The following is a 20,117-nucleotide window of genomic DNA, read 5'->3' as shown; positions in this document are numbered from 1 at the left end:
GTCCGGCCACTGGTCCGTTGCGGGTGCGCGCGCGTTCCGCCGGGGTGCGGTGACAGCGGAGCCGGTGGATCGTTGGACCGGGGGCGAATGCGGGCCGGTGCGCGGCGCGGCGTGCGAATTCATCCACAGCCTGTGGACAACTTTCCCGCACGCCCCCTTTCCCCATCTCTAGAACGATCGCTCTATCTACTGTGCTACGGTCTCCCCCAACCACTAAATAGAGCGTTCGTTTTAGGAGACCCCACATGTCCGGTACCCCTCAGCCCGTCACCGTCGTCGGACTCGGCCCCATGGGCCGCGCGATGGTCACCGCCCTCCTCGACCGGGGCCACGAGGTCACCGTCTGGAACCGCACCGCCTCCCGGGCGGACGGACTGGTCGAGCGCGGCGCGATCCTCGCGAAGAGCGTGGCGGACGCACTCGCCGCGAACGAGCTGGTGATCCTCAGCCTGACCGACTACGCCGCGATGCGTCAGCTCCTGGAGCCGGCCCCGGCCGCCGGGGCGCTCGCGGGCCGGGTGGTCGTCAATCTCAGCTCCGACACCCCGGAGGAGACCCGTGCGGGCGCGGAGTGGATGAGCCGGCAGGGCGCGGTGATGATCGCCGGAGGGGTCACCGTGCCGCCGTCCGGCATCGGACAGCCGGAGTCCTCGTCCTTCTACAGCGGCCCGCGCGAACCCTTCGAACGCCACCGGGCGACGCTGGAATCCCTCACCCGCACCGACTACCAGGGCGAGGACCCGGGGCTCGCGGCCCTGATGTACCAGATCGGCATGGGCATGTTCTGGACCTCGATGCTGAGTTACTGGCAGGCGGTCGCCCTCGCCGACGCCAACGGGCTGAGCGCGACGGACATCCTCCCGCACGCCGAGTCCACCATGAACGCCATGCCGGGCTTCCTCCGCTTCTACGCGGGGCGCATCGACGCGGGCGAGCACGGCGGGGACGTGGACCGGCTGGCCATGGGCGAGGCGAGCGTCGAACACGTCCTGCACACCATGTCCGACGCGGGCGTCGACACCGCCCTCCCGGCCGCGGTCGCCGCCCTCTTCCGGCGCGGCACGGCCGCCGGGCACGGGGCGGACAGCTTCTCCAGCCTGGTGGAGCTGCTGAAGAAGCCGTCGCCCTGAGGCCCGCTCAAGGCCCAACGGGTCAGCTCTCGCAGCGGATGTCGCCCTCCGGACGCTCGCCCGTGGTGAGGAACCCGGTCACCGTCCGGTCGGCGCAGGCATTGCCCACCCCCAGATAGACCCCGTGCCCGCCCGCGTCGACGGAGACCAGACGGGCCCGGCGGCCCAGCGCCTCACGCAGCTTCACCGCGCCGAAGTGCGGGGTCGACGGGTCGCGGAGGGCCTGGACCACCAGGATGTTGGACGGCCCCTCGGAGGTGATCCGGGCGGGCTTCTCGGCGGGGGCCCGCCAGAAGGAACAGGGCATGATGTTCGCGGGCATCCCCGCCGTGAGCGGATAGCGGGCGCGGTCGGCGCTCACCGCGCGCCGGTACTCCGGGACCGAAGCGGGCCAGCGGACGTCATTGCAGATGACGGCCGTCGCGACGGCCGCGTCCTCGTCCGATATGGGGTTGACCAGCGCCCCCGGCAGCACCGGAACACGCTCCGGATCCCGGGCGTCCCGCACCAGCCGGGCGAAGGACTCGAAGGCGCTGTCGCTGTAGAGCGCCGTGTGCAGGGCCTGCCGCAGGGCGTTCCCGGTGAGCGGCGTGTTCGGAGTCGTCGTCCCCTTCGGCCTGCGGTCCAGCTCCGCCGCCAGCCCGAGCACCAGCGGACGCACCTCCTCCGCCCGTTCCGCCAGCCGCAGCGCGGGCTCCCGCGCCGGGTCGGACGCCCACGCGGCGAAGTCGGGGAAACGGTCCTCCACCGCACGCCCGGTGTTGGTCATCCACTTCTGCGCGACCTTCCGGTGGTCCGGGTCCCCACCGCTGTCGAGGACCCAGCGGTCGGTGCGCTCCGGGTACTTCTGCGCGTACAGCGCCCCCACGTACACCCCGTAGGAGTGCGCCCACGCCGACAGCTTCTCCGCCCCGAGCGCCTGCCGGAACCGCTCGATGTCCCGCACCTGATTCGCGCTGCTGAAGCTGAACAGCTCCGCCCCGCCGTGCTCCGCACAGGCCTGCGCCACCCGCCGCGAACGCTCCACGGTCTCCTCGATGCCGCCGTCGGCACCGGGCCACGGACGGAAGTTGACCAGCATCCGATCGTCCGCCGGCAGCCGGCAGCTCGCCCTCGTGCTCCGGCCCACCCCGCGCGGATCCAGCGTCACCAAGTCGTACGCCCCGTCCGTCTCCGCCCGCAGCGCCGCCCCCTTCTGCCCCAGCCGCTGCACTCCCGAGCCCCCCGGCCCCCCGGCCAGCACCAGCAGCACCCCTCGCCGCGCCTGGGGCCGCTCGCTCTTCAGCCGCGACACCCCGACCGTCATCCGCGGCCCGTCCGGCTTCGCGTAATCCACCGGCACCGACAGCGAGGCGCACTCCTGGTCCACCGGCCCGTCCTTCTGCGCACACGGCGTCCACCGCAGCGCTCCCGCCGCCGCCCCGGCCCGCACTTCGGATACCGCGGCCCCCGTACCCGTACCCGTACCCGTACCGGAGAGAACCGCCGCGACGGCGGAGGCGGAGAGAGCGAGAGCGATGCTGCTGGTCGGTAAATTCATCATGCCTTCAGGCTCGTCCATCCGGCCGCCCCGGCCCATCCGGCGGGCTGTACACCCTGGGTGGGGACAGCCCCCGGGCGGGCCGGGCGGCCGGTGGCCGACGGTCAGCGACCGGCGGACTGCCAGAGGGTCATGGTCAGGGCGGCGCAGGAGGTGAGCGCGGCCAGGGAGGGCAGCGGCCAGCGGGAGCGTTCGAGGGCGTCGAGGCGGTCCTCGTGGTCGCCGAGGGTTTTGTCGGTCTGATCGGCGCGCTGGAGGAGCAGCGCCAGATCGCCGCGGGTGGTGGCGAAGCCGACGTCCACGGCGCGGCGCAGCCGTTCCAGTTCGATGGCGACGCCTTCGGCCTCACTGGGATTCATGGGCGTCCTCCTCCTTCCGTCCTCGCAGCCAGGGCGGCAGCACCCGCTCCACCGCCGGTACGGACATCAGCCGGCTGACCGCCCCGGCGACCGCGATCAGCGCGGCGAGCGCCGGCAGATCGGCGACGCCGGGGTCGTCGGCGAGCAGGGGAAGGGCGGCGAGCAGGGCGAAGAGGACCTGGACAGCGGTGCGCAGCGCTCTGCGCGCAGGTTCGTTCATGGTGGTGCCTCCGCGGTCAGGCGTGTGGGTGGTTCATGTGTTCAGTGGGTTCGGGGATTCAGTGGGTACGGGGGTTTCAGGAGGTACGGGGGACCTTCAGCCGGTCCCAGCTGGCGCGGCCGGGCACCCCGTCCGCGTCGGAGCCCGAGTAACCGAGCTTGCGCTGCCAGGCGGCGTACGAGACCCGGTCGGCATCGCCCCACCGGGGGCCGGGCCCGATCGTGTACCGGCCGCAGCCCTCGGCGACCAGCCGCCGCCCGACCGCCGTGATCAGCGGGCTGCGGCGGCCCGGGACGAAGAAGGCCGCGCCGGGGAACGGCTCGTACACCGGCTTCGGCGGGGGGCCTTCGGCGCGCAGCCGGGTGGCGACCCGGCCGCGCATCCCCGTCATCGAGAAGGACGGGTCGATCTTGCGTCTGGTCCACTCCTTGTGGGCGACGACGCTCTCGGCGGACCAGCCGTGCGCCCGGCACACGGCGGCCGAGACCCGTTCGGCGGCGTCCAGCTGGACGGCGGGGTAGGGGTCGCGGCCGTCGCCCAGGTTCTCGATCTCGAACCCGTAGAAGTGCGCGTTGCCGTCGACGGCGTCCGGCCCCGGCCGGGCCGGCGCCCGCGCGCCCGCGCGTACGGCCGCGAGCAGGGCCGCCGAGCCGTCGCCCGCGTGGTTGGTGCGCCCGTGCCCGAGCAGATGGACCGTACCGTCCTTGCTGATCAGGCCGATGCACAGCGGCCCGGGGAGGCTCCGGGTGCCGTCGCGGCACAGGGCGAGGCTGTCGCGCCCGGCGGTGTGGTGCAGCATCACACCGTGCACCGGGCCCCAACGGCCCTTGTGGTTGCGGTTGCGGGTCTTCCAGTCGGGATGTTCGCGAACGCGGACGCCTTCGTCGCGCAGGGCGCGGACGAAGGCGTCGGCGGTCAGGGGTGTGGCCATGGGTGACGGCCTCCTGGATGGGTGTCGGGCGGATGGCTCTCTACGGGATGGGGTCGATCCGGAGGTAACGGGAGTCGAAGAAGGCGGTGTTGCCGGTGACGCTCGACCGATAGGCGGCGGTGGCCGTGTGGACCGTTCCTACGGCCAGCCCGGTGACCAGGAACTGGGTGGCCACCGAGGTCCGGCCGGTGTGGGGAGAGGCCGCAGCCTGAGAGTCGGCGGCGGCGTTCACCACCGTCCCGGCGGCGTTGCGGAGATTGACCCCCATGAAGGCGATGGCAGAGGCCGCCGAGCAGCGGGTGTAGCTGCCGACCCCGATGACGACCTGCCCCGAGGCGGGCACGGTGAAGGTCGCCGTGAGCGCCCCGCCCGCGGAGTTCGCCAGGGTCTCGGTGAAGGTGAGGGAGGTGGTGTCCCCGTCGTCCAGGTTCGCCCGGAAGACCGGGACGGGCGCGACCGGCACCCACGCGGATCCGGTGTAGTACATCAGCCTGCCCGGAGTCCCGATCCAGGCGATCATCCCGGCGGCCGGGGCGGTCACCTTGGCATCACGGGCGGCGGCGTCGGCGAACCGCAGGACCGTCCGGCCGTCGGCGGCCTCCGCGAGGCTCTTGAGATGGGCGGGCAGATCGGCGGGGTCGGTCGGCTGGGGATAGGGCAGCGCGCTCAGGGGTGTGTACTGGATGGTCATACGGGTTCGCCCTCCTTGGGGATCTCGGTGCCGTACGGCGGGGTGACTGTCGAAGCGGTGGGTGCGGCGGCGCCGGGCTCGGGCGGAGCGGGCGTTACGGGCGGGGGCGGGGTTCCCGGCTCCACCACCACCGTCATCGGGGTGGAGTGGCCGGCGGGCTCGGGGGCGGTGCTCTCCCGGATCTCCTGGCTGTTCTGGCTGTTCTGGCTGTTCTGCTCAGACACCGGTGTTCTCCTTCACCTCGCGCCAGGTCCCCCTGGCCGCCAGCAGCGCCGCCAGCGTCGGATACGCCGTCTTCACCGACGCGTAGGTGGCGAACAGATCCGGCGGGGGCGGGGCCACCGGCCCGTCCGGGGTCAGACCGGTGTCGGTGGGCACACCGTTGGAGCGGGTGCCGCGCAGGCTGAGCGTCTGCTGCACACCGCCGTCGCCGCCCGCCGTCGTGCTGATGCCGACGACCCAGGCGAGGGTGTCGAGGACCGCCCCGCCGGGGTCCTGGATCCGCACCACATCTCCGAGCTGCACCCGGGGGTCGTAAAGCACTTGGACATCGCCCATGACCGGCACCGGGTACTCGCCCGCCGCGCGCATCGCGTTGGCGAGCTGCTGCGCGGCACGGGAGTCCTGTATCCACTCGTCGGCCTCGGCGTAGAACTCCTGCCGACCGTAGAAGCGCTCACTGGCGCTGCCCGGCCGATAGGAGACCGACTGCCGCTCCACCGGCTCGCGGCTCGGCTTGAGGGAGACGATGCGGACGGAAGGCTTGCCGTCCTTGGTGATGGTGTAGAGCCGCAGTGGGGTGCGGTTGGTGAGCCGCAGGACGACGTACCCCTCCTCACGGCGGATCAGCGCGTCCACCGCTCCCTTGATGGCGAACGCCCCTCCCGCGAAGTAGGGCGCGACCCGGAACGACGATCCATAGGTGTGGACCGAGTCGTCGTCCGTGTCCGGCGGACCGATGTCCAGCTCTTCCTCGGCGAAGGTGTACGAGACGGTGAGCGAGCCGTACGGCGGGATCTCGCGGATCTCGGTGTCGTTGACCACCGCGCCTTCGACAATCCCCACCGCCGACCAGTCCTTGACGGGCTGCACACAGTAGTTGCGGCAGGCGTCGATCTCCTCGGTGAGCGTCAGCGAGGCGATGTCCCGCACGGTCGTCAGGGTCAGATCCGGCGAGGTCGGCACGGTCGCGAAGCGCGTGAAATTACGCCAGCGGAACATGCCGCGCTCATCGATCTCGGCCGTCGACAGACTGGCCTTGGCGATCTGGGTGATCGCCTCCCACTGGGAGCCCGACACCTTCGGAATCACCATCAGCGGCAGAATCGGCTCGTCGAGCGTGGCCGTCTTGGTCCAGGTGCCGGTGTGCGCGAACTCCTCCGCGGTGGGAATCCCCGGCAGCCCCGCCGTGACCTGGAGGCCCTCGGCCGCCATGGAGGTCACCAGCCGGACCTTCCGCAGCTCGGACGAGACCTGCTGGCCGAAACCAGGGGTCATCGGGGTCGCCGTGCCGGCGAAATGAGTACCGTCGGGGGCGGTCAGCCGGGGATGGACCACCGGCTGCACGGTGCTGCCCGAGGCGGTCAGATCGAAGAACGCGCCGAAATGCCACACCCCCCGCTGAGCCTTCATCGCGGCGCCCCATTGGCTCCACACCCAGGTCCCCCCCTGGGTGGCGGAGCTCTCGGAGCCGACGGTGACCGTGCCCGCGACGAAATCCACCTCGACGAAGAGAGTGCCGGTGGCGGTCCCGGAACGGTTCAGCTCCAGCTCTATCCGTGCCGTGTCCCCCGTCCCGAGCGCGGTGTTCACCCACACCTCGGCGAACAGTTTGCTGCCGGGGCAGGTCACCCTGGAGCGCGGGAACCAGGACATCATCACGCCCTTGCCACCCGGCGGCGTACCCCTGGGCACCAGCGCCATCTCGTGCGGCGCCCCGGCCCTGGTCCAGGTGTAGTGACGCGGATCGGGCAGATCCTCCGGCATCCCGTACGGGGTGGCGAAGCCGCCGTGCAGGGTGGCGTGCACCAGCGACAGCGGCTGATCCGGCTGGAACTCCGGGGCACGCGGCGGCGGCGAACTATGGATGCCCGCCTGACGCAGCAGCTCGTCCACGCACCAGGTGGCGGTGGCCACCGGCCGCCGCCACCACAGCCCGGTGTACGGACGCGGAAGCTGCGCCGGACCGCGCAGCCGCTCCGCGCCGTCCAGCGCGGACAGCTCCACGGTGTCCGAGCCGGACGCCGCCGACCTGTTGCGCAGGGTGCCCCGGAAGGCCGGCAGCGCGCCACCGCCCCCGACCCCGGCCTCATGGACCACCGACTGGCCGGGCCGCGCCGCATCGCCGCTGGCGCGCTGCGCCCACGGCGAGTACAGCTCGGGCGAGGACTTGCCGCCCGTACCCGACAGCTGAAGCTGGAACTGGGCTGCGGAGCTTCCCGCGAAGGCTCGCATCGCCTCCGGCAGATCGGTCGCGTACGACCGCTCCACCTGCCAGGACTGCACCTGCGCGGAGACGTCCCGGCCGCCGAGCCGGGTGGTGTGGGTGGCCGTCCGCTCCCCAGCGGCGAGCGCGGCCTTGGTGGTGTCGTCAGCCGGTTGCACTGGACACCTCCACCAGATCGAGGCCGATGGAACGGTAGGGCTGCGGGCGCGCGGGCGTGTCGCTGTAGCCGGTGATGCCCATCGGCGGCATCCCGTCCCCAGGGACGTCCTGCTCGGCCGGGCCTCCGTACGTCAGACAGGCCCCGGCAAGCGAATAGGTGCCGATCGCCCCGGGGGCCGCGCAGGGGGTGGCGAACGCGGCCTCGGCCGGAACAGTGGCCGTGACCAGCGGGCCGTTGGCGCTGACGGTCGACAGATAAGTGCCGTCCGCCTTCTTGAAGTCGACCTGCGCCGTGACCGTGGGCAGCGCCGCGAAGGCCCCCGGGGCGTGGAAGGACACCCGCATACCGGGCGCCACCGGGAAGTTCGACCAGGTACGGGCCCGCCAGGCGAGCTTGCCCGTGACGTCGGTCGCGGTGAAGGAGAAGGTCCCGGGCACCGTCGCCGACTCCACCACCGTGCCGGTCACCGACACCTTGAACCACTGGTTCATCCCCGTCTGGCCCGGGTCGCCCTTCCCGGCCGCCTGCCGCAGATCCAGCACATTCCCCGCCGCCGGGTCCACCAGCACCAGCGGCCCCGACCCGTCGAGCCGCCGGGCCAGCCGGTCCAACAGCCGCGCGTGGCGCGGGGCCAGCAGCTCCCAGCCGAGTTTGACCCTCCGTACGGCCGAGGGATTTCGGGTCAGCGTGACCCGTCCGCCCAGCGCCTTGAACTCGTTGACACCCAGCTCGGCGGAGCGGTCGAAGCTCTTGGCCGCCTGATCGATCTCGTGCAGGGCACCAGGTGTTCCGATCCAGAGGTTGCCCATGGGTTTCACCTCGTCTCGTTGTCTTCGTCAGCTCTTTGTCAGCTCATGACGAGAGCCGGCCGCAGGGGCGTGCGGCCGGCTCTCAGGGTTGTTCGGGTCGTTCAGTCGGCTATCGGCGGGCGAGCTGCCGCTGTCCCATGAACACCGCCCGGGCGATCGTCTGACTGTCCACCTTCACCAGCACCGGCCGGTCCGCGAGCTTCTCCACCGCGACGGCCAGCCTGCGCAACTCGGGCCCCGAACCCATCATTCCGCCGAGCTTGCTCAACGGAATGACCGCCTCCGCCTCCCCCGCCTCCGCGACCAGCGCGAGCGTGCCGCCGGAGCGCGGCTGGACGATGCCGCCCTCGGCGAGCTTGGGGACGGGGATGGTCGGGATGCTGAAGCCGAACTTCTTGCCACCGATGACCGGGACCCAGTCCGGCACCGAGAACTTGATCTTGTTCATCGCCCCGATGAGGATATTCAGCCCCGTCACCACCATCCGGGTCGGGAAGAGCATCATGTTCCCGATGTCCTTGAGCAGCGGCCCGAGGAACCTGCCGGCTGCGGAGGCGGCGTCGCTGATGCCCTTGAAGGCGGATTTGAGGCCGCTCATCACGGCCTTGCCGATCTTCTCCAGATCGACGAACTTCAGGATCAGCGGCGCCAGCAGCGCCATGATCAGACCGAGCGGGTTGGCCGCCATGACGGCGTTGAGACCCCGCTGAGCCGCAGAAGCCCCTCGTGCACCCCTGCTGAAGTTGCCCATCGCCTTGTCACCGCGATCGGCGTTCTTGCCCGCGTTCCCGACGGACCTCTCGACCGCGTCCGCCTGTGTCTTGACCCCCCGCAGCGCCGTCCTCGCACGATTCGCCGAGCCGCGCAGCCGGTCCAGGGAGGAACGGAACCGGTCCGATCCGGTCCGGGCCTGCCCCAGGGACGTATTGGCCCCGCGCACACCGGTGTTGAGCCTGCCGACGGCGCTCGCGCTGTTGGTCGACGCGGTACGGATCCTGCCGATGGAGGTACCGGCGTTGTTGGAGGTGGTGCGGAGACGGCCTATGGAGGTGTTGGCGCTGTTGGTGGAGGTGCGGAGGCGGCCGATGGACGTGTTCGCGTTATTGGCGGAGGTACGAACCCGACCGACAGCCCCCGAGGCCGAACCCGCATTGCGCTGAAGGCTGCCGAGACCGGACCCGGCATTGTTGGCCGTGGTGCGGAGGCGACCGACGGACGTGTTCGCGTTATTGGCGGAGGTACGAACCCGACCGACAGCCCCCGAGGCCGAACCCGCATTGCGCTGAAGCGCGCCAAGGCCTCCCCCGGCCTCGGACGCCGCAGTCCGCATACGGCCGAGTTGGGTGACCGTCGCGCTGATTTTCTGATTGAGAGCCATTGATCACTCCTGAAGAAGAACGGGGTCAGAGCCGGCTTTCCACCACTCGGAGCCGCTCCTCAAGCCCACTGAGTGCGATTCCCGCCCGGTGTGCGGTTTCGCTGAGACTGCCGATATCTCTATTCTGGGTGCTGTTGGTACTCTGAACAGCTGACTTATCAGCCTTTAGCCTGATCTTTCCTTCGAGCTCCTGGGAGAGATTCCTGACGCGATTGCCGATATCGGTTTCGAGTTCCGTCCGGTCGGATTCAACCTTGCCTCGCAGCCTGAGGATATCGGCATCGGATTTTTTGATGTCTTCCTGCGCCTGGGACAGCTCCTTGCGAAGCTGCTCGGGGGTCTGCCCCTTCAGCCCGTCCCACGCCTCATTGAGGATGCTCTTGTCCCAGCCGACAAGCCTTATGGAAGAGGACGCACCGGTCAGATCCGCCGAAACGGCGGAGGCGGTTCCGGTGGCTACGGTGGCAGCACCTATCACACCGACGTTCTCAAATTTTCCGTAGCCGTGCTCACCCTTCCACCCGAACTCTTCATAGGGGAATTTATCCTCCTCTTTCTTCTCTCCCCCCTCTTTCTCCCCCTTTTCTTCAGGGGCACCCTTCCCCTTGAGCACAACCAAATTTTCCAGGCCGAGATCCTTCTTAAGCTTGGTGAGGAATTCTTGAGAACTGGTGTGTTCGCGTACCTCTTTATTAATGTCCGACATAGACGTTCACCTCTGCTCTTGCGATGGGTGATCCGGGTGCGAAAGACTCCGGGCGACTACCGGAGGAGGGGCTGATGGAGGTAACCGGATGGGGCGCACGAGAAGTGCGGATCCCCCCGGGGCTGGCTGGCCGTGTTGTGGTCGAAGCCACTGGTGGGCTGATCAACCCGCACTTCTGGCTCGTCGCGGACATCGCGTCGAAGCAGGGGACCCGAGAGGAGAAACTCTTCCTGCTCGGCGGCTGGCCCTGGCAGAAGGGCCGGGCACAGGCTCTGATCGACCTGTCGGTGCTCAGGAATATCCGCATAAAGGCACCCGAGGGTAGCTGGGTCAGCCGTTGGAAGCTGACGTTCCGTAAGTCCGAGGAGGTCGAGCTGGTAACAGCCGAGAGCCGAGGCACCGGAAGCCGGATCCTGCGGACCCCGGACCGGCCCGGCTCGGTCACCGTCAAGTTCGGCAAAGCCGGAGGCCGGCTGTACCAGGGCATCAGCGCGGATCGACGCAGTGACACCGAGCCGCTCGCCGGGCATTACGGCCCCATGACCCATACGGTCGAGGTGGCCGCCGACAGTTTCCTCATGGTGCGGAACGGCAGTGGTGACTGGGGCCCGATGATGCCCTGGACGCTCCACTGGACCGCGTCGGACTGACCCTGCGGTGCCGCGAGTCCGGTCAGGGGCTTGAGGGTGCCACCCGCTCGTACGGCGTCGGCGTCGGCAGCGGCGTCGCACCGTCACCGATCGCCGCCTCCGGTGCGCCGACCGGCACCTGGGGCGGGTCGCGCAGCAGGAGGTAGCCGGGGAGGAGTTCGGCCAGGCGGCGGGCGAGGATTTCGAGCTGTTCGTCGGTCATGGTGGTGCTCTCCTGGTGAGGGATGGGGTCAGGCGACGGAGCCGGAGACGGGCGGGTCGGGGGTGAGGCCGGTGTCGGTGGGGACGCCGTTGTAGGCGGCGCCGCGGAGGGTCAGGGTCTGTTTGACGGCCTGGCCCTCGGCCTCGGTCTTGATGCCGACGACCCAGGCGAGGGAGTCGAGGACCGCGCCGGTGGTGTCCTTGACCCGGACGACGTCGCCGAGCTGGATGCGGGGGTCGGCGAGGATCTCCACGTCCTGGAGGAGCGGGACGGGGTAGACCCCGGCGGCGCGCAGGGCTTCGGCGATCTCGCGCGCGGCGCGGTCGTCCTGGACCCAGCCCTCCGGGTCGTGCTCGTAGAGCTGGACGCCGTAGTGGCCCTGGCTGATCGTGTTCCAGGCGGAGTACCAGTGCTTGCCGGGGCCGCCGTCCCCGGACACGGTCGGCGCGAGCATGTCCATGGAGCGTGCGCCGCCGCGCAGCCAGACCGTGGAGCTGCTGCGGTTGCGCATGGTGACCGTGACGATGCCGTCGGAGATGACCGTGCCGACCTCGACCGCGCCATGGACGTTGGCCGCCGTGTCGCTGTCGGCGTTCCTGAAGCTGATGCAGCCGGGGAGGGCGTCGATGTAGGTCTCGGGCGGCCAGCAGTCGTACTCGTCGTCGCCCCTGCCGAAGACGATAGTGCCCGTGGTGCCGGCCGGGATGCTCAGCTTCGCCGTGCTGATCTTGGATTTGGCGATTTTGTTGACGGAGACGTTCTCCCAGTTGTCCCACGTCACCGAGCAGTAGTTGCGGCAGGCGTCGATCTCCTCCGTCACCGTGAGCGAGGCCAGTTCGCGGGCCGAGGTCACGGTGAGCTGCGAGGTCGCGGGCGCGTTGGCCCAGCGGCTGCGGTTGCGCCAGCGGAAGATGCCGTTGCCGTCGAACTCGGCGGTGGACAGGGTGGCACGGGCGATGGCGGTGATGGCTTCCCACGCGGTGCCGGAGACGGCCGGGATGACCCGCAGCCCGGTGTCGGGCGGGTCGAGGGCCGCCGTCTTCGTCCAGCGTCCCTCCTGAAGGATGTCGGCCGGGGTGCTGGGCACGGTGGTCAGCGACGAGACCTGAAGGCCCTCCACGCGCAGATTGCCGAGCCGCAGGATGACATTGCCCAGATGGGAGGCCGCCACCGCCCCGGCCACCGTGCCCGGGGTGCAGTGGATTCCGTTGCCGTCCGGGTAGCGCACCCGGGCCTCGAAGGTGGGCACCCCGGCGCTGGAGAACTTCAGCCAGAAGCCGATGTGCCAGCGGCCGGACTGGGTGGTCAGCGCGGGAACGGTCCAGATGATGCTGCCGTTGCCGGTGGGCACCTTGTCCTTGCCGCTGAATGCCTGGAGCTCGCCCTTGGCGAAGTCGACGCGGACGGTGGTGTAGTGCGGGGTGAGGTTGGCCGGCGTCCAGGACAGGGTCAGATCGAGTTGGCGGGTGCCGGTGGCGGAACCGGTGTTGTCGAACCACGCCTCGGCCCACAGCCCGTCGCCGAGACGGTTCACGGGCCGTACGGAGGGGATGTACTCGGCGGAGGCGAGCCCCGAAGCGGGGCCCTGCACAGCCGCCTCCCAGGGCGCGTTGGTCTTTGTCCACTTGGTCCAGTCGCCGGACAGCGCGGTCAGATAGCCGATGTTGGCGGCGGCCCCGCCGTGCAGGGAGGCGTAGAGAATGCTGGTCGGGCGGGGCGGCGGGCAGGTGTGGATGCCCGCGTTGCGCAGCAGGTGGTCGACGCACCAGGTCGGGCTCGCCGTCCAGTTGTTCGCCACGCTCGGGCCGTACGGCGCGTCCCCGTCGATGCCGCCCGAGGGCCGGGGCAGCCGGGCGGGCATCCGCAGCCGTTCCGCGCCGTCGAGCGCGGTGAGGGAGACCGTGTCGCCGCCCGACTGCGCCGAGCGGGACCGTACCGTGCCCCGGAACTGCGGCAGGGTGGAGCCGGCCAGCCCCCAGTCCATGGTGACGGACTGGCGGGGCCGGATCACATCGCCGGTGGCGCGCGGCGCCCACGGTCCGTAGAGAGCGGGCGCGGACACTCCGCCCCGGCCGCCGAGGGTGAGTTCCAGCTGAGCACTGGAGGAGCCGGAGAAGGCGCGCATCGCGTCGGGGAGATCGGTGGCATAGCTCTGGTCCAGGGACCACGAGCCGACCTGCGGGCCCAGCTCCCTGCCGCCGAGCCGGATCCGCTGGTCGGCGGAGCGTTCGCCGTCCCGGAGGGCTTTCGCGAGAGAGGGATCAGCCGGTTGCATGAGCCACCTCCACCAGCTCCAGGCTCACATCACGGGAGTTGAGCATTCCGGGGCGCACGGTCTGGCTGTAGTCGGTGACGCTGTACAGGCCGGTGCCCTCGCCCGCCGGCAGCGAAGGCACGGCGTCCCACAGCACCAGGGAGCCCGCGCCGATCGGGGTGGGGGTGGTGACGGCCGAGGCGAAGACCCAGGGCCGCGCGTAGACGGCACCGGCCGGGGCCCGCATCGCCGAGAGGTCGGTGCCCGAGATCACTGCGCCCGCCGTGTCGAGGAAGTCCACCCCGGAGAACTCGATCTTGCTGAAGGAGGTGGTGAACACGGCTGTCTGACCGGGGGTGACGGGGAATCCCGGCTTGCCGTCCCCGGGCACCCAGACGAAGGTTCCGCTGCCGGGGATGGTGACCTGGGCAGCGCCGGCCGCCTCACTGAGGGTGGCGCCGGCCAGGGCCTGCCACTGGGTCAGGGGCGCGAGGCCCTGCTGCTGGGTCGTGGAGAACGCCTGCCGGTTCGCCAGCCGGAGCGAGGCGTCCTCGGGGACGGCCGTCCGGAGTATCGATTCGCCGACAGGGATGTCCCGGCAGGACCGGTTGAACTTCACCGCCGGGCGGGCATACGCGACGTCGGACGGGACGGTGACGGTCATCGGGCGGTCCATGATGCTCGTCCAGTTGTTCCCGGCCGAGGTGCCGTCCGTCTTGATCCAGTAGAGCCTCTGCTGATGGGCGGTGGTCGCGAGCGAGGGAGCCCACCAGGTGATCCGGGTGCCGGGGACGACCGGATAGCCGTAGCCCGCGTTCGGCCCGTAGTAGACGAAGGTGGTGATCTCGTCCGGCTGGCGGACGGTGACGGTCACCGGGTCGTACGCCCCGGTGCCCCCGCCGATGGTGACCGGGGGCGCCCCGAACCACAGCGAGGTGCCGTAGCCCCCGCGTACCCCCTTGGCCTGGCTCGGCAGCAGCCAGTTCGCCGAGGCCGGGTCGATCACCGCGACCGGGCCGGGGCCGTCGACCCGGCGGGCGAGCCGGTCGAGGTGGGCGAGGTCGTCGGGGAGCATGTTCTGCCAGGCGAGCTTGAGACGGCGGGGACGGATCTGGGGGGTCCAGGTGGTGATGCCCCCGGCGAGGGAGCGGAATTCGGTGGTACCGGACTGGGGGGACCGGTCGAAGGTGGTGGCGGCTTCCTTGAACGCCCGGAGATGCCCCGGGCGTCCGATCCACATGGTCATGTGCGTATGTCCTCTGTCCTTTTCCGGTGCTGCCTGGCGTGGCGCGGGCGCGGGCTACGAGAAGAAGGCGGCGAGCTGGGCGGGGCTCGGGACGTCCGCGCCGTCGCCGGGCCCGGTGGACTCGGCGGTGCCGGGGGAGACGTCCGGGGCGGGGTCCGGGTCAGGGTCCGGCACCCGGTCCGGCGAGGGCTTCTGGCCCGGCCTGGGCACCGGCTTCGGGAAGTCCAGCGGATCGCTGTCCTCGTCGCGGTTGACCGTCGCGAACATCCAGTTGGACTCGGCGAGCTGGTCGATCACCTGGGCCAGCAGATAGTCGGTCGGCGACCACTCGGCGGCCTCGCCGTTCAGCTCGCGCGCGACCGCGCTGTCGCGCGGAAGGTGCCGGAGCAGCACCGCGAGCCGGCGGGAGGAGAGCCGGCCGCGGTGCCAGTCGAGCAGGTCGAGGCCGTAGTGGCGGAGCAGATCAGCCTCAAGGGCCTCGGCGTGTTCGTCAACGAACGCGCCGAGGCTCAGCCTTCCCCCAGGCCGAGCCCGGTCTCCTTGCCGTATGCCTCCAGGATGGCGGCGATGTCCTGCATGGTGACGTCATGGCGCTCGAAGCGGGTGAACTGCCGGTCGCCGAGGAGGAGTCGGAGCAGTCCGTCGACGTCGTTGTCGTCGAGGTCGCGGAGCTTGCGCGCGGTGGTGCGGTTCAGCTCGGTCGGCAGTTCAAAGCTGTCCTCGTCGAGGTCGAAGGACCAGGTGCGGCCGAGCGCTTCGAGGCGCTGGGCGCGGGCGGCGTTGACGTTGAATCCGGCCATGGGTGTCTCCGTTCGGAAGTTGGTGGCAGAGGGGGCCGGGGCGGCCCCGGACAGGGGAGTGTCCGGGGCCGCCCCGAGAGGGAGCGAGGGATGCCCGGTCGGTCAGGGCCGACCGGGCGGCCCGATCAGGCGTACGCCGAGGCGTCGTCCTTGATCCGGAAGCTCGCCAGCGGCGCGGCGTCGTCCACGGCCAGGGCCGTGAAGGTGATGCCCAGCCGGACGGCGCCCGTACGGGTCAGGGAGATCTCCTCGGTCTCGGTGACCTGGCCGCGCGGGACCACGAAGCGGTAGCGCGAGGTGCCGTCCACGAACTCGACGCCGATCGCCCGCTCGTCCGGACCCGGGGTGTTGGCGAGGTCGTACTTGTACTCACCGGCGACCCCGCCGGCCGTGACCGCGCCACCGCCGAGGAAGAAGGGCAGGGTGTGCTTGTTCAGCTGGAGCAGCTGGAACTTCACGGTCAGATCGCGGTCGGAGTAGATGAACCGCGCCGGGCTCACCGACTGCCAGGTGTCGACCGGGTCGATCTTGTCCTTCTTGTTGAACTTGATGCCGTCGGTGGTGGTGTAGCCCAGCTCGGTCCACTTCGCCGCGTCCCAGGCGATGGTGGCATCGGCGGGGGCTGCGGTACCGGCGGCGGCGAAGAGGACCTTGCCCGATCCGGCGACGCGGATTTCCTTGCCGTTGTTGCTTCCAGCCATGTGAACTCCTCAGTTCATCCTGATCAGTTCGTACTGATCAGTGGTGCGGATATGGCAAAGGCCCCGCCGGAGAGGCGAGGCCCGTCTGTGGGGTGGCGTGTGCCGTTACGCGGGGCGTGCGGGGCGTACGGAGAGCCGGATCGTGGAGAGGTAGCGGTTTCCGGCGGGCCGGTTGTAGTCGGGCAGCCAGCGCGGCCCGTCCTCCTCGTTGACATCGCTGACGAACGCGGTGCCGTACGAGGTGCCGGTCAGCTCCAGTACGCAGGCCCGGGCGGCCAGCGCCAGGGTGTGGGCCGCGGTCTTGTCCGGCCCGTAGACCTCAAGGTCCAGCAGCGGCCGGTCGAGGTTGAGGTCGTCGACCCAGGCGCCACCGACGCGGGAGACGAGGACGGCCCGCTGGGTGCCGTCGAACACGGCCGGCGGGCGGTTGTCGACCGCCGCGCCGGTCAGTTCGGGGCGGGTCTTCAGAAAGTCGACGACGAGTCGTTCGGCGTCGGGGAAGGTCAGTGCTGCCACATGGACGCTCCCTTGTCGGGCTGCCCGGAAGGCAGCGGGGGCGGTTCGGAAGACGCGAGGGGTGAAGCGGGAAAACGCGAAGGGGTAACGCGAAGGGGTAACGCGAAGCGGCAGGTCCGCCGCCCTTGCCTGGTGGCCTTCGGGCGCAGCTCTGCCGCTGCATCAAGTGTGACCCGGGGTGCCGGATCCCGCAACTGACCCTGTGTCAGCGCATGCGAAGGGCCCCGCCGGATGCTCCGGCGGGGCCCTTTCACGCGGGTACGGCGGTCGGTCAGCCGGGGGCGGACCCCGGGGCGATGTCATGGGCGCTGCGTTCCGCCGCGAAGACGTCCTCCAGCCGGTACAGGCTGCGCCTGCCCTGCCGGCCCGCGGCGGCCAGATGGCCGCGCTGCACCCACTTGCGGATGGTCGCGGGGGAGACTCCGGCCTCGGAGGCGGCGAGGTCTCCGGTGATCAGCGGGGTTCTGAGGGCGGTGGCGGTCATCACGCGGCCTCCTGAACGTCCGTGCGGGTGTCCGTGTCGGCGTCCGTGGCGGCGTCCGTGCCGGTGTCCTGGACGGGCGGGCGGTCGCACACGGGGTTCACACAGCGCACCTCGTCCCGTTCCGGGAAGGCCCGCAGCGAGACCGAGGAGCAGCCCCGGCAGCGGCCGGGCAGCCGGATCATCTGCTCGGGGTCGCCGAGCGCGTGGGCGCAGCGCCTGGCCATCCGCCGGGCCTCGTCCTCGACATGGGCGGCGAGATCGGCGTCGGCGTCGATCCGGTCCAGCACTCCGGCGATCCGGCGCAGCCGTACGGGAACGGGCGCGGGGCGTACGGGGCGCAGGGCGAGGCGTTCGCGTACCGCCTCCTCCAGCTCCGCGACTCCGTCGGTGATATCACGCAGGGTGTCGGAGACGAAGAGCCTGACGGGCGAGGATCCGCCGCCGGTGGGCCGGGGGCCGCGCGGGCCCGCCGGGGCCCCCGGCCGGGGCTGGGGGCGAGTTCGTCGAGGAGTTCGGGGAAACGGCGGGCGAGGGCATCGAGCCAGAGTGCGGCGCTCATGCGGCGGCCTCCTCGGGGGCGAAGTCGAGGTCGAAATCGGGGTCGAGGTCGGAGGCGGGGTCGGAGTCCGGGTCGGGGCCGGGGGCGGTCGCGACGGCCCGGCCGTTGCGCCAGAGCCGGCCGCCGCTCACCCCGTCGAACCAGGTGCGCTCGGGATCCACGATGGTTTGGCACTGCCGCTTAATGGGGCAGTAATTGCAGGCGCGCAACGCTGGAGCCGCTTCAACCGGGTTGCGGGTGAAGACGGAACGCTGGGGGAGCTCGGAGCAGGCGGCTGCCCTGCGCCAGTCAAGCTCATCGACATCTACATCAAAATACCTGGTCAGAGGAGTTTCAAGGGATTTCGATCGGGTACGCACGTGCAACCCCTCCCTGGGTGTGCGAACATTTGTTCGACAGTTGCGAACGCGAGATCAGGGTTACATGGTGCGAGCGCGTGCGCAAGTGACTACGCTCCGGAGGCGATGACCACGTAATGTCGTCAACGGACTCCGCATTCGGGGCCGTTGACATCCGGCCAATGAGGCCGAGCCGTGCTACGCGCGCGTGCGCACTGCTTTCGTTGCGCACGCGCTCGGTACGCTGTCCCCGCGACGAGGGGAGAGCGAGAACATGGGTTCCAGCTCGTGGGCCAGCGCCCACAACGACCAGGGATTTCGCGGGGAACAGCCGCGTGGTCGCACCGAGGGGCTTGAGGAGTTCGCGGCATGGATCGAGGATCTGATGCGCGGGCGGGGCTATGACATCGACAATCCGCGCGGTGGCGGCAAGTCAAAGCTCGCCGATGACGCCGGAGTGCACCGCGCGGCCGTCAGCAGACTGCTCCAGCGGCAGAGCATGCCCGATCTGGAGACGATGCGCAGACTGTCCGCCGTGCTGTCCGTCCCCCTGCGGGACATGCTGATCCGGTCGGGCAGGCTGTCCGAGGACGACCTGCCGGTGACCGTTCATCGCCATCAGGAGGAGGTGAGCGGAGCGCAGCGCCTCACGCCCGAGGAAGCGGCACGGAGAATGGGGGTACCCACCGAGCTGCGGGAGACATTCGTGAAAGTCGCGAAGCAGTTCCTGCCGGAGGGGACATAGCGGCTCCCAGGGGCGGGCCGACGGGGGTGTGAGGAGTGGGCAGTGGTGAGAGAGGCGGACGAGGAAAGTCACGAGGGGGAAAGGTCGGGGTCCGGTCGCGGTCGCGATCATGGTCACGGTCACGGGCACGCCGAATCAGAGCGCCTGTCCCGCCTGCTGGCCGAGCTGAGCGAGAAGGTCCGGCAGGCGGGAGTCGAAGGAGTCCGCATCCTGACCGAGGACGAGATGCAGCGTGACCAGCTGCTCTGGTTCAGATCAGGCTGGGAGGAACACGGCCGCGCCATGGAGCCGGAGCGGCCGGACCCCGGCACACATCCTGCGGACCACCCCGGCGATCACCCGGGGGACGACCCCGACGGCGGCCCCGACAAGGACCCGCCGCCGGGCAACGGCCCTGGCCGGCTGCTGCGTTTTCCCAGCGGCGCGGGCCAGCGGCCCACCCATCCACTGCCGATCGTGGGCGCGGGCGATGCCTCGGTCCGCGATCTGATGCCCCACCGGCCACGCGCCCGCACCCGGACCCGTACCCGTGACGTCCGTACCCGTGACTCGGGCCCTGTGACAGAGGGCGTGAAACGAATGCCCGACACGGACGACCAATTGGGCCCGTACTGACCGGCCCGGGTCGGCCCGGCCCGGCCGGATCAGGCCGGGTCCGCCGCCGGCGACGCGGATGCCCGTCCTATTGCACGGTGATTCCCGGGTCCCCCGGGGCCCCCGGGTTCCACATCCCGAACCACTGCTCGGCACCGTACGCCTCAAACCGCTCCACCTCGGCGAACCCCAGCTTCGCCGCGAGGCGCATCGAGGGGACATTGGCCGTCTGCGTGGCCAGCACCACTGGTTCGCCGGGAAGCTCCCCGGCGAACCAGTCGAGCACCGCCCGGCACGCCTCGGCCGCGTATCCGCGTCCCCACGCCTCCGGCAGGAACAGATAGCCGAGTTCGGCCTTCCCGGCGGCCTGCGGCAGATATCCCGTCTCCTTGGTGAGCAGGATGTGGCCGATCAGCTCTCCGTCCAGCTCGACCACAAATCGCCCGGACCGCGTCTCGGGTATCCCGGGCACCTCCCGCTCGACCTCCTCACGCGGCCGAGCCCCACCCAGGTAGGCGTGCACCTCCGGCGAGGCGAGCAGCCCGATGTACGCCTCACGGTCCCGCGCCAACCGCGCGCGCAGCACGAGCCGTTCGGTCTTGATCGGGACGGGCGGCCAGGTGACGGATCCGAGTTCGCTCATGGCGGGCAAAATATC

The 20,117-nt window shown here is 70.5% G+C and carries 25 protein-coding genes; 4 read left to right on the top strand and 21 right to left on the bottom strand.

Annotated features, from left to right (window positions below; all coding sequences use genetic code 11):
- Positions 1-245: 245 nt before the first annotated feature.
- Positions 246-1,130, top strand: coding sequence for an NAD(P)-dependent oxidoreductase (locus ABD371_RS13380; protein WP_344476296.1), 885 nt, complete (start codon positions 246-248; stop codon positions 1,128-1,130).
- A 22-nt stretch (positions 1,131-1,152) separates the two neighbouring features.
- Here ABD371_RS13380 and ABD371_RS13375 read toward each other — a convergent pair whose 3' ends face one another.
- The 10 genes from ABD371_RS13375 to ABD371_RS13330 all read right to left on the bottom strand — a co-directional run bounded on the left by ABD371_RS13375 (position 1,153) and on the right by ABD371_RS13330 (position 10,370).
- Positions 1,153-2,673, bottom strand: coding sequence for an alpha/beta hydrolase (locus ABD371_RS13375; protein ID WP_381733670.1), 1,521 nt, complete (start codon positions 2,671-2,673; stop codon positions 1,153-1,155).
- Between the two features lie 101 nt (positions 2,674-2,774).
- Entirely contained in the window at positions 2,775-3,029 is a 255-nt protein-coding gene (locus ABD371_RS13370; RefSeq protein WP_190121098.1) for a hypothetical protein, read from the bottom strand.
- Positions 3,016-3,249: a hypothetical protein gene (locus ABD371_RS13365; protein WP_344476293.1), complete on the bottom strand. Its 234-nt coding sequence runs from the start codon at positions 3,247-3,249 to the stop codon at positions 3,016-3,018. Before ABD371_RS13365 ends, ABD371_RS13370 begins: the two co-directional genes overlap by 14 nt.
- A gap of 76 nt (positions 3,250-3,325) precedes the next feature.
- The gene (locus tag ABD371_RS13360; RefSeq protein ID WP_344476291.1) at positions 3,326-4,180 is read right to left on the bottom strand and encodes a peptidoglycan-binding protein; all 855 of its coding nucleotides are present in this window, start codon (positions 4,178-4,180) and stop codon (positions 3,326-3,328) included.
- Between the two features lie 40 nt (positions 4,181-4,220).
- A complete protein-coding gene (locus tag ABD371_RS13355) occupies positions 4,221-4,871 on the bottom strand; it encodes a hypothetical protein (RefSeq protein WP_344476288.1) in 651 nt (216 codons plus the stop codon).
- A complete protein-coding gene (locus tag ABD371_RS13350) occupies positions 4,868-5,095 on the bottom strand; it encodes a hypothetical protein (RefSeq protein ID WP_344476286.1) in 228 nt (75 codons plus the stop codon). The genes ABD371_RS13355 and ABD371_RS13350 overlap by 4 nt, the downstream gene beginning before the upstream one ends.
- Complete coding sequence (locus tag ABD371_RS13345; RefSeq protein ID WP_344476284.1) at positions 5,088-7,475, bottom strand: hypothetical protein; 2,388 nt, start codon at positions 7,473-7,475, stop codon at positions 5,088-5,090. The genes ABD371_RS13350 and ABD371_RS13345 overlap by 8 nt, the downstream gene beginning before the upstream one ends.
- On the bottom strand, positions 7,462-8,286 hold the full coding sequence (locus ABD371_RS13340; protein ID WP_344476282.1) for a hypothetical protein: 825 nt from the start codon (positions 8,284-8,286) through the stop codon (positions 7,462-7,464). The genes ABD371_RS13345 and ABD371_RS13340 overlap by 14 nt, the downstream gene beginning before the upstream one ends.
- Before the next feature lie 109 nt (positions 8,287-8,395).
- Positions 8,396-9,664 (bottom strand): hypothetical protein, encoded by a 1,269-nt coding sequence (locus ABD371_RS13335; RefSeq protein WP_344476280.1) that lies wholly within the window; start codon positions 9,662-9,664, stop codon positions 8,396-8,398.
- 25 nt (positions 9,665-9,689) lie between these two features.
- On the bottom strand, positions 9,690-10,370 hold the full coding sequence (locus ABD371_RS13330; protein ID WP_344476277.1) for a hypothetical protein: 681 nt from the start codon (positions 10,368-10,370) through the stop codon (positions 9,690-9,692).
- Positions 10,371-10,444: 74 nt separating this feature from the next.
- On the opposite strand from ABD371_RS13330, the gene ABD371_RS13325 reads away from it, so the two are divergent.
- Positions 10,445-11,020, top strand: coding sequence for a hypothetical protein (locus tag ABD371_RS13325; RefSeq protein WP_344476275.1), 576 nt, complete (start codon positions 10,445-10,447; stop codon positions 11,018-11,020).
- A 22-nt stretch (positions 11,021-11,042) separates the two neighbouring features.
- Here the strand turns inward: ABD371_RS13325 and ABD371_RS13320 are convergent, their stop codons facing one another.
- The 10 genes from ABD371_RS13320 to ABD371_RS13275 form a co-directional block, all read right to left on the bottom strand.
- The gene (locus ABD371_RS13320; protein WP_344476273.1) at positions 11,043-11,222 is read right to left on the bottom strand and encodes a hypothetical protein; all 180 of its coding nucleotides are present in this window, start codon (positions 11,220-11,222) and stop codon (positions 11,043-11,045) included.
- Between the two features lie 28 nt (positions 11,223-11,250).
- Positions 11,251-13,497 carry a hypothetical protein gene (locus ABD371_RS13315; protein WP_344476271.1) on the bottom strand — a complete coding sequence of 749 codons (2,247 nt, stop codon included), beginning with the start codon at positions 13,495-13,497 and terminating at the stop codon, positions 11,251-11,253.
- Complete coding sequence (locus ABD371_RS13310) at positions 13,484-14,722, bottom strand: hypothetical protein (protein ID WP_344476269.1); 1,239 nt, start codon at positions 14,720-14,722, stop codon at positions 13,484-13,486. The genes ABD371_RS13315 and ABD371_RS13310 overlap by 14 nt, the downstream gene beginning before the upstream one ends.
- A gap of 54 nt (positions 14,723-14,776) precedes the next feature.
- The gene (locus ABD371_RS13305; protein WP_381733677.1) at positions 14,777-15,115 is read right to left on the bottom strand and encodes a hypothetical protein; all 339 of its coding nucleotides are present in this window, start codon (positions 15,113-15,115) and stop codon (positions 14,777-14,779) included.
- A gap of 116 nt (positions 15,116-15,231) precedes the next feature.
- Positions 15,232-15,522: a hypothetical protein gene (locus ABD371_RS13300; protein ID WP_344476267.1), complete on the bottom strand. Its 291-nt coding sequence runs from the start codon at positions 15,520-15,522 to the stop codon at positions 15,232-15,234.
- 125 nt (positions 15,523-15,647) lie between these two features.
- The gene (locus ABD371_RS13295; protein ID WP_344476265.1) at positions 15,648-16,223 is read right to left on the bottom strand and encodes a phage tail tube protein; all 576 of its coding nucleotides are present in this window, start codon (positions 16,221-16,223) and stop codon (positions 15,648-15,650) included.
- Between the two features lie 105 nt (positions 16,224-16,328).
- The gene (locus ABD371_RS13290) at positions 16,329-16,739 is read right to left on the bottom strand and encodes a hypothetical protein (protein ID WP_344476263.1); all 411 of its coding nucleotides are present in this window, start codon (positions 16,737-16,739) and stop codon (positions 16,329-16,331) included.
- Between the two features lie 271 nt (positions 16,740-17,010).
- Entirely contained in the window at positions 17,011-17,223 is a 213-nt protein-coding gene (locus tag ABD371_RS13285; protein ID WP_190121113.1) for a helix-turn-helix domain-containing protein, read from the bottom strand.
- A complete protein-coding gene (locus ABD371_RS13280; protein ID WP_344476260.1) occupies positions 17,223-17,510 on the bottom strand; it encodes a hypothetical protein in 288 nt (95 codons plus the stop codon). The genes ABD371_RS13285 and ABD371_RS13280 overlap by 1 nt, the downstream gene beginning before the upstream one ends.
- A gap of 268 nt (positions 17,511-17,778) precedes the next feature.
- The gene (locus tag ABD371_RS13275; protein WP_344476258.1) at positions 17,779-17,943 is read right to left on the bottom strand and encodes a hypothetical protein; all 165 of its coding nucleotides are present in this window, start codon (positions 17,941-17,943) and stop codon (positions 17,779-17,781) included.
- Between the two features lie 562 nt (positions 17,944-18,505).
- Between ABD371_RS13275 and ABD371_RS13270 the strand changes: the two genes are divergently transcribed.
- Together ABD371_RS13270 and ABD371_RS13265 are read left to right on the top strand one after the other, a co-directional pair.
- Positions 18,506-18,865 (top strand): helix-turn-helix domain-containing protein, encoded by a 360-nt coding sequence (locus ABD371_RS13270; protein ID WP_344476555.1) that lies wholly within the window; start codon positions 18,506-18,508, stop codon positions 18,863-18,865.
- 225 nt (positions 18,866-19,090) lie between these two features.
- Positions 19,091-19,480, top strand: a complete 390-nt coding sequence (locus tag ABD371_RS13265; RefSeq protein ID WP_344476256.1) for a hypothetical protein — start codon at positions 19,091-19,093, stop codon at positions 19,478-19,480.
- 67 nt (positions 19,481-19,547) lie between these two features.
- Here ABD371_RS13265 and ABD371_RS13260 read toward each other — a convergent pair whose 3' ends face one another.
- Positions 19,548-20,102: a GNAT family N-acetyltransferase gene (locus tag ABD371_RS13260; RefSeq protein ID WP_344476254.1), complete on the bottom strand. Its 555-nt coding sequence runs from the start codon at positions 20,100-20,102 to the stop codon at positions 19,548-19,550.
- Positions 20,103-20,117: the final 15 nt, after the last annotated feature.

This window comes from Streptomyces amakusaensis (assembly GCF_039532665.1).
In the GTDB taxonomy this organism is placed as follows: domain Bacteria; phylum Actinomycetota; class Actinomycetes; order Streptomycetales; family Streptomycetaceae; genus Streptomyces; species Streptomyces amakusaensis.
The sequence above is the reverse complement of the archived record's forward strand: the minus strand, read 5'-3'. Positions and strand labels throughout refer to the sequence as shown.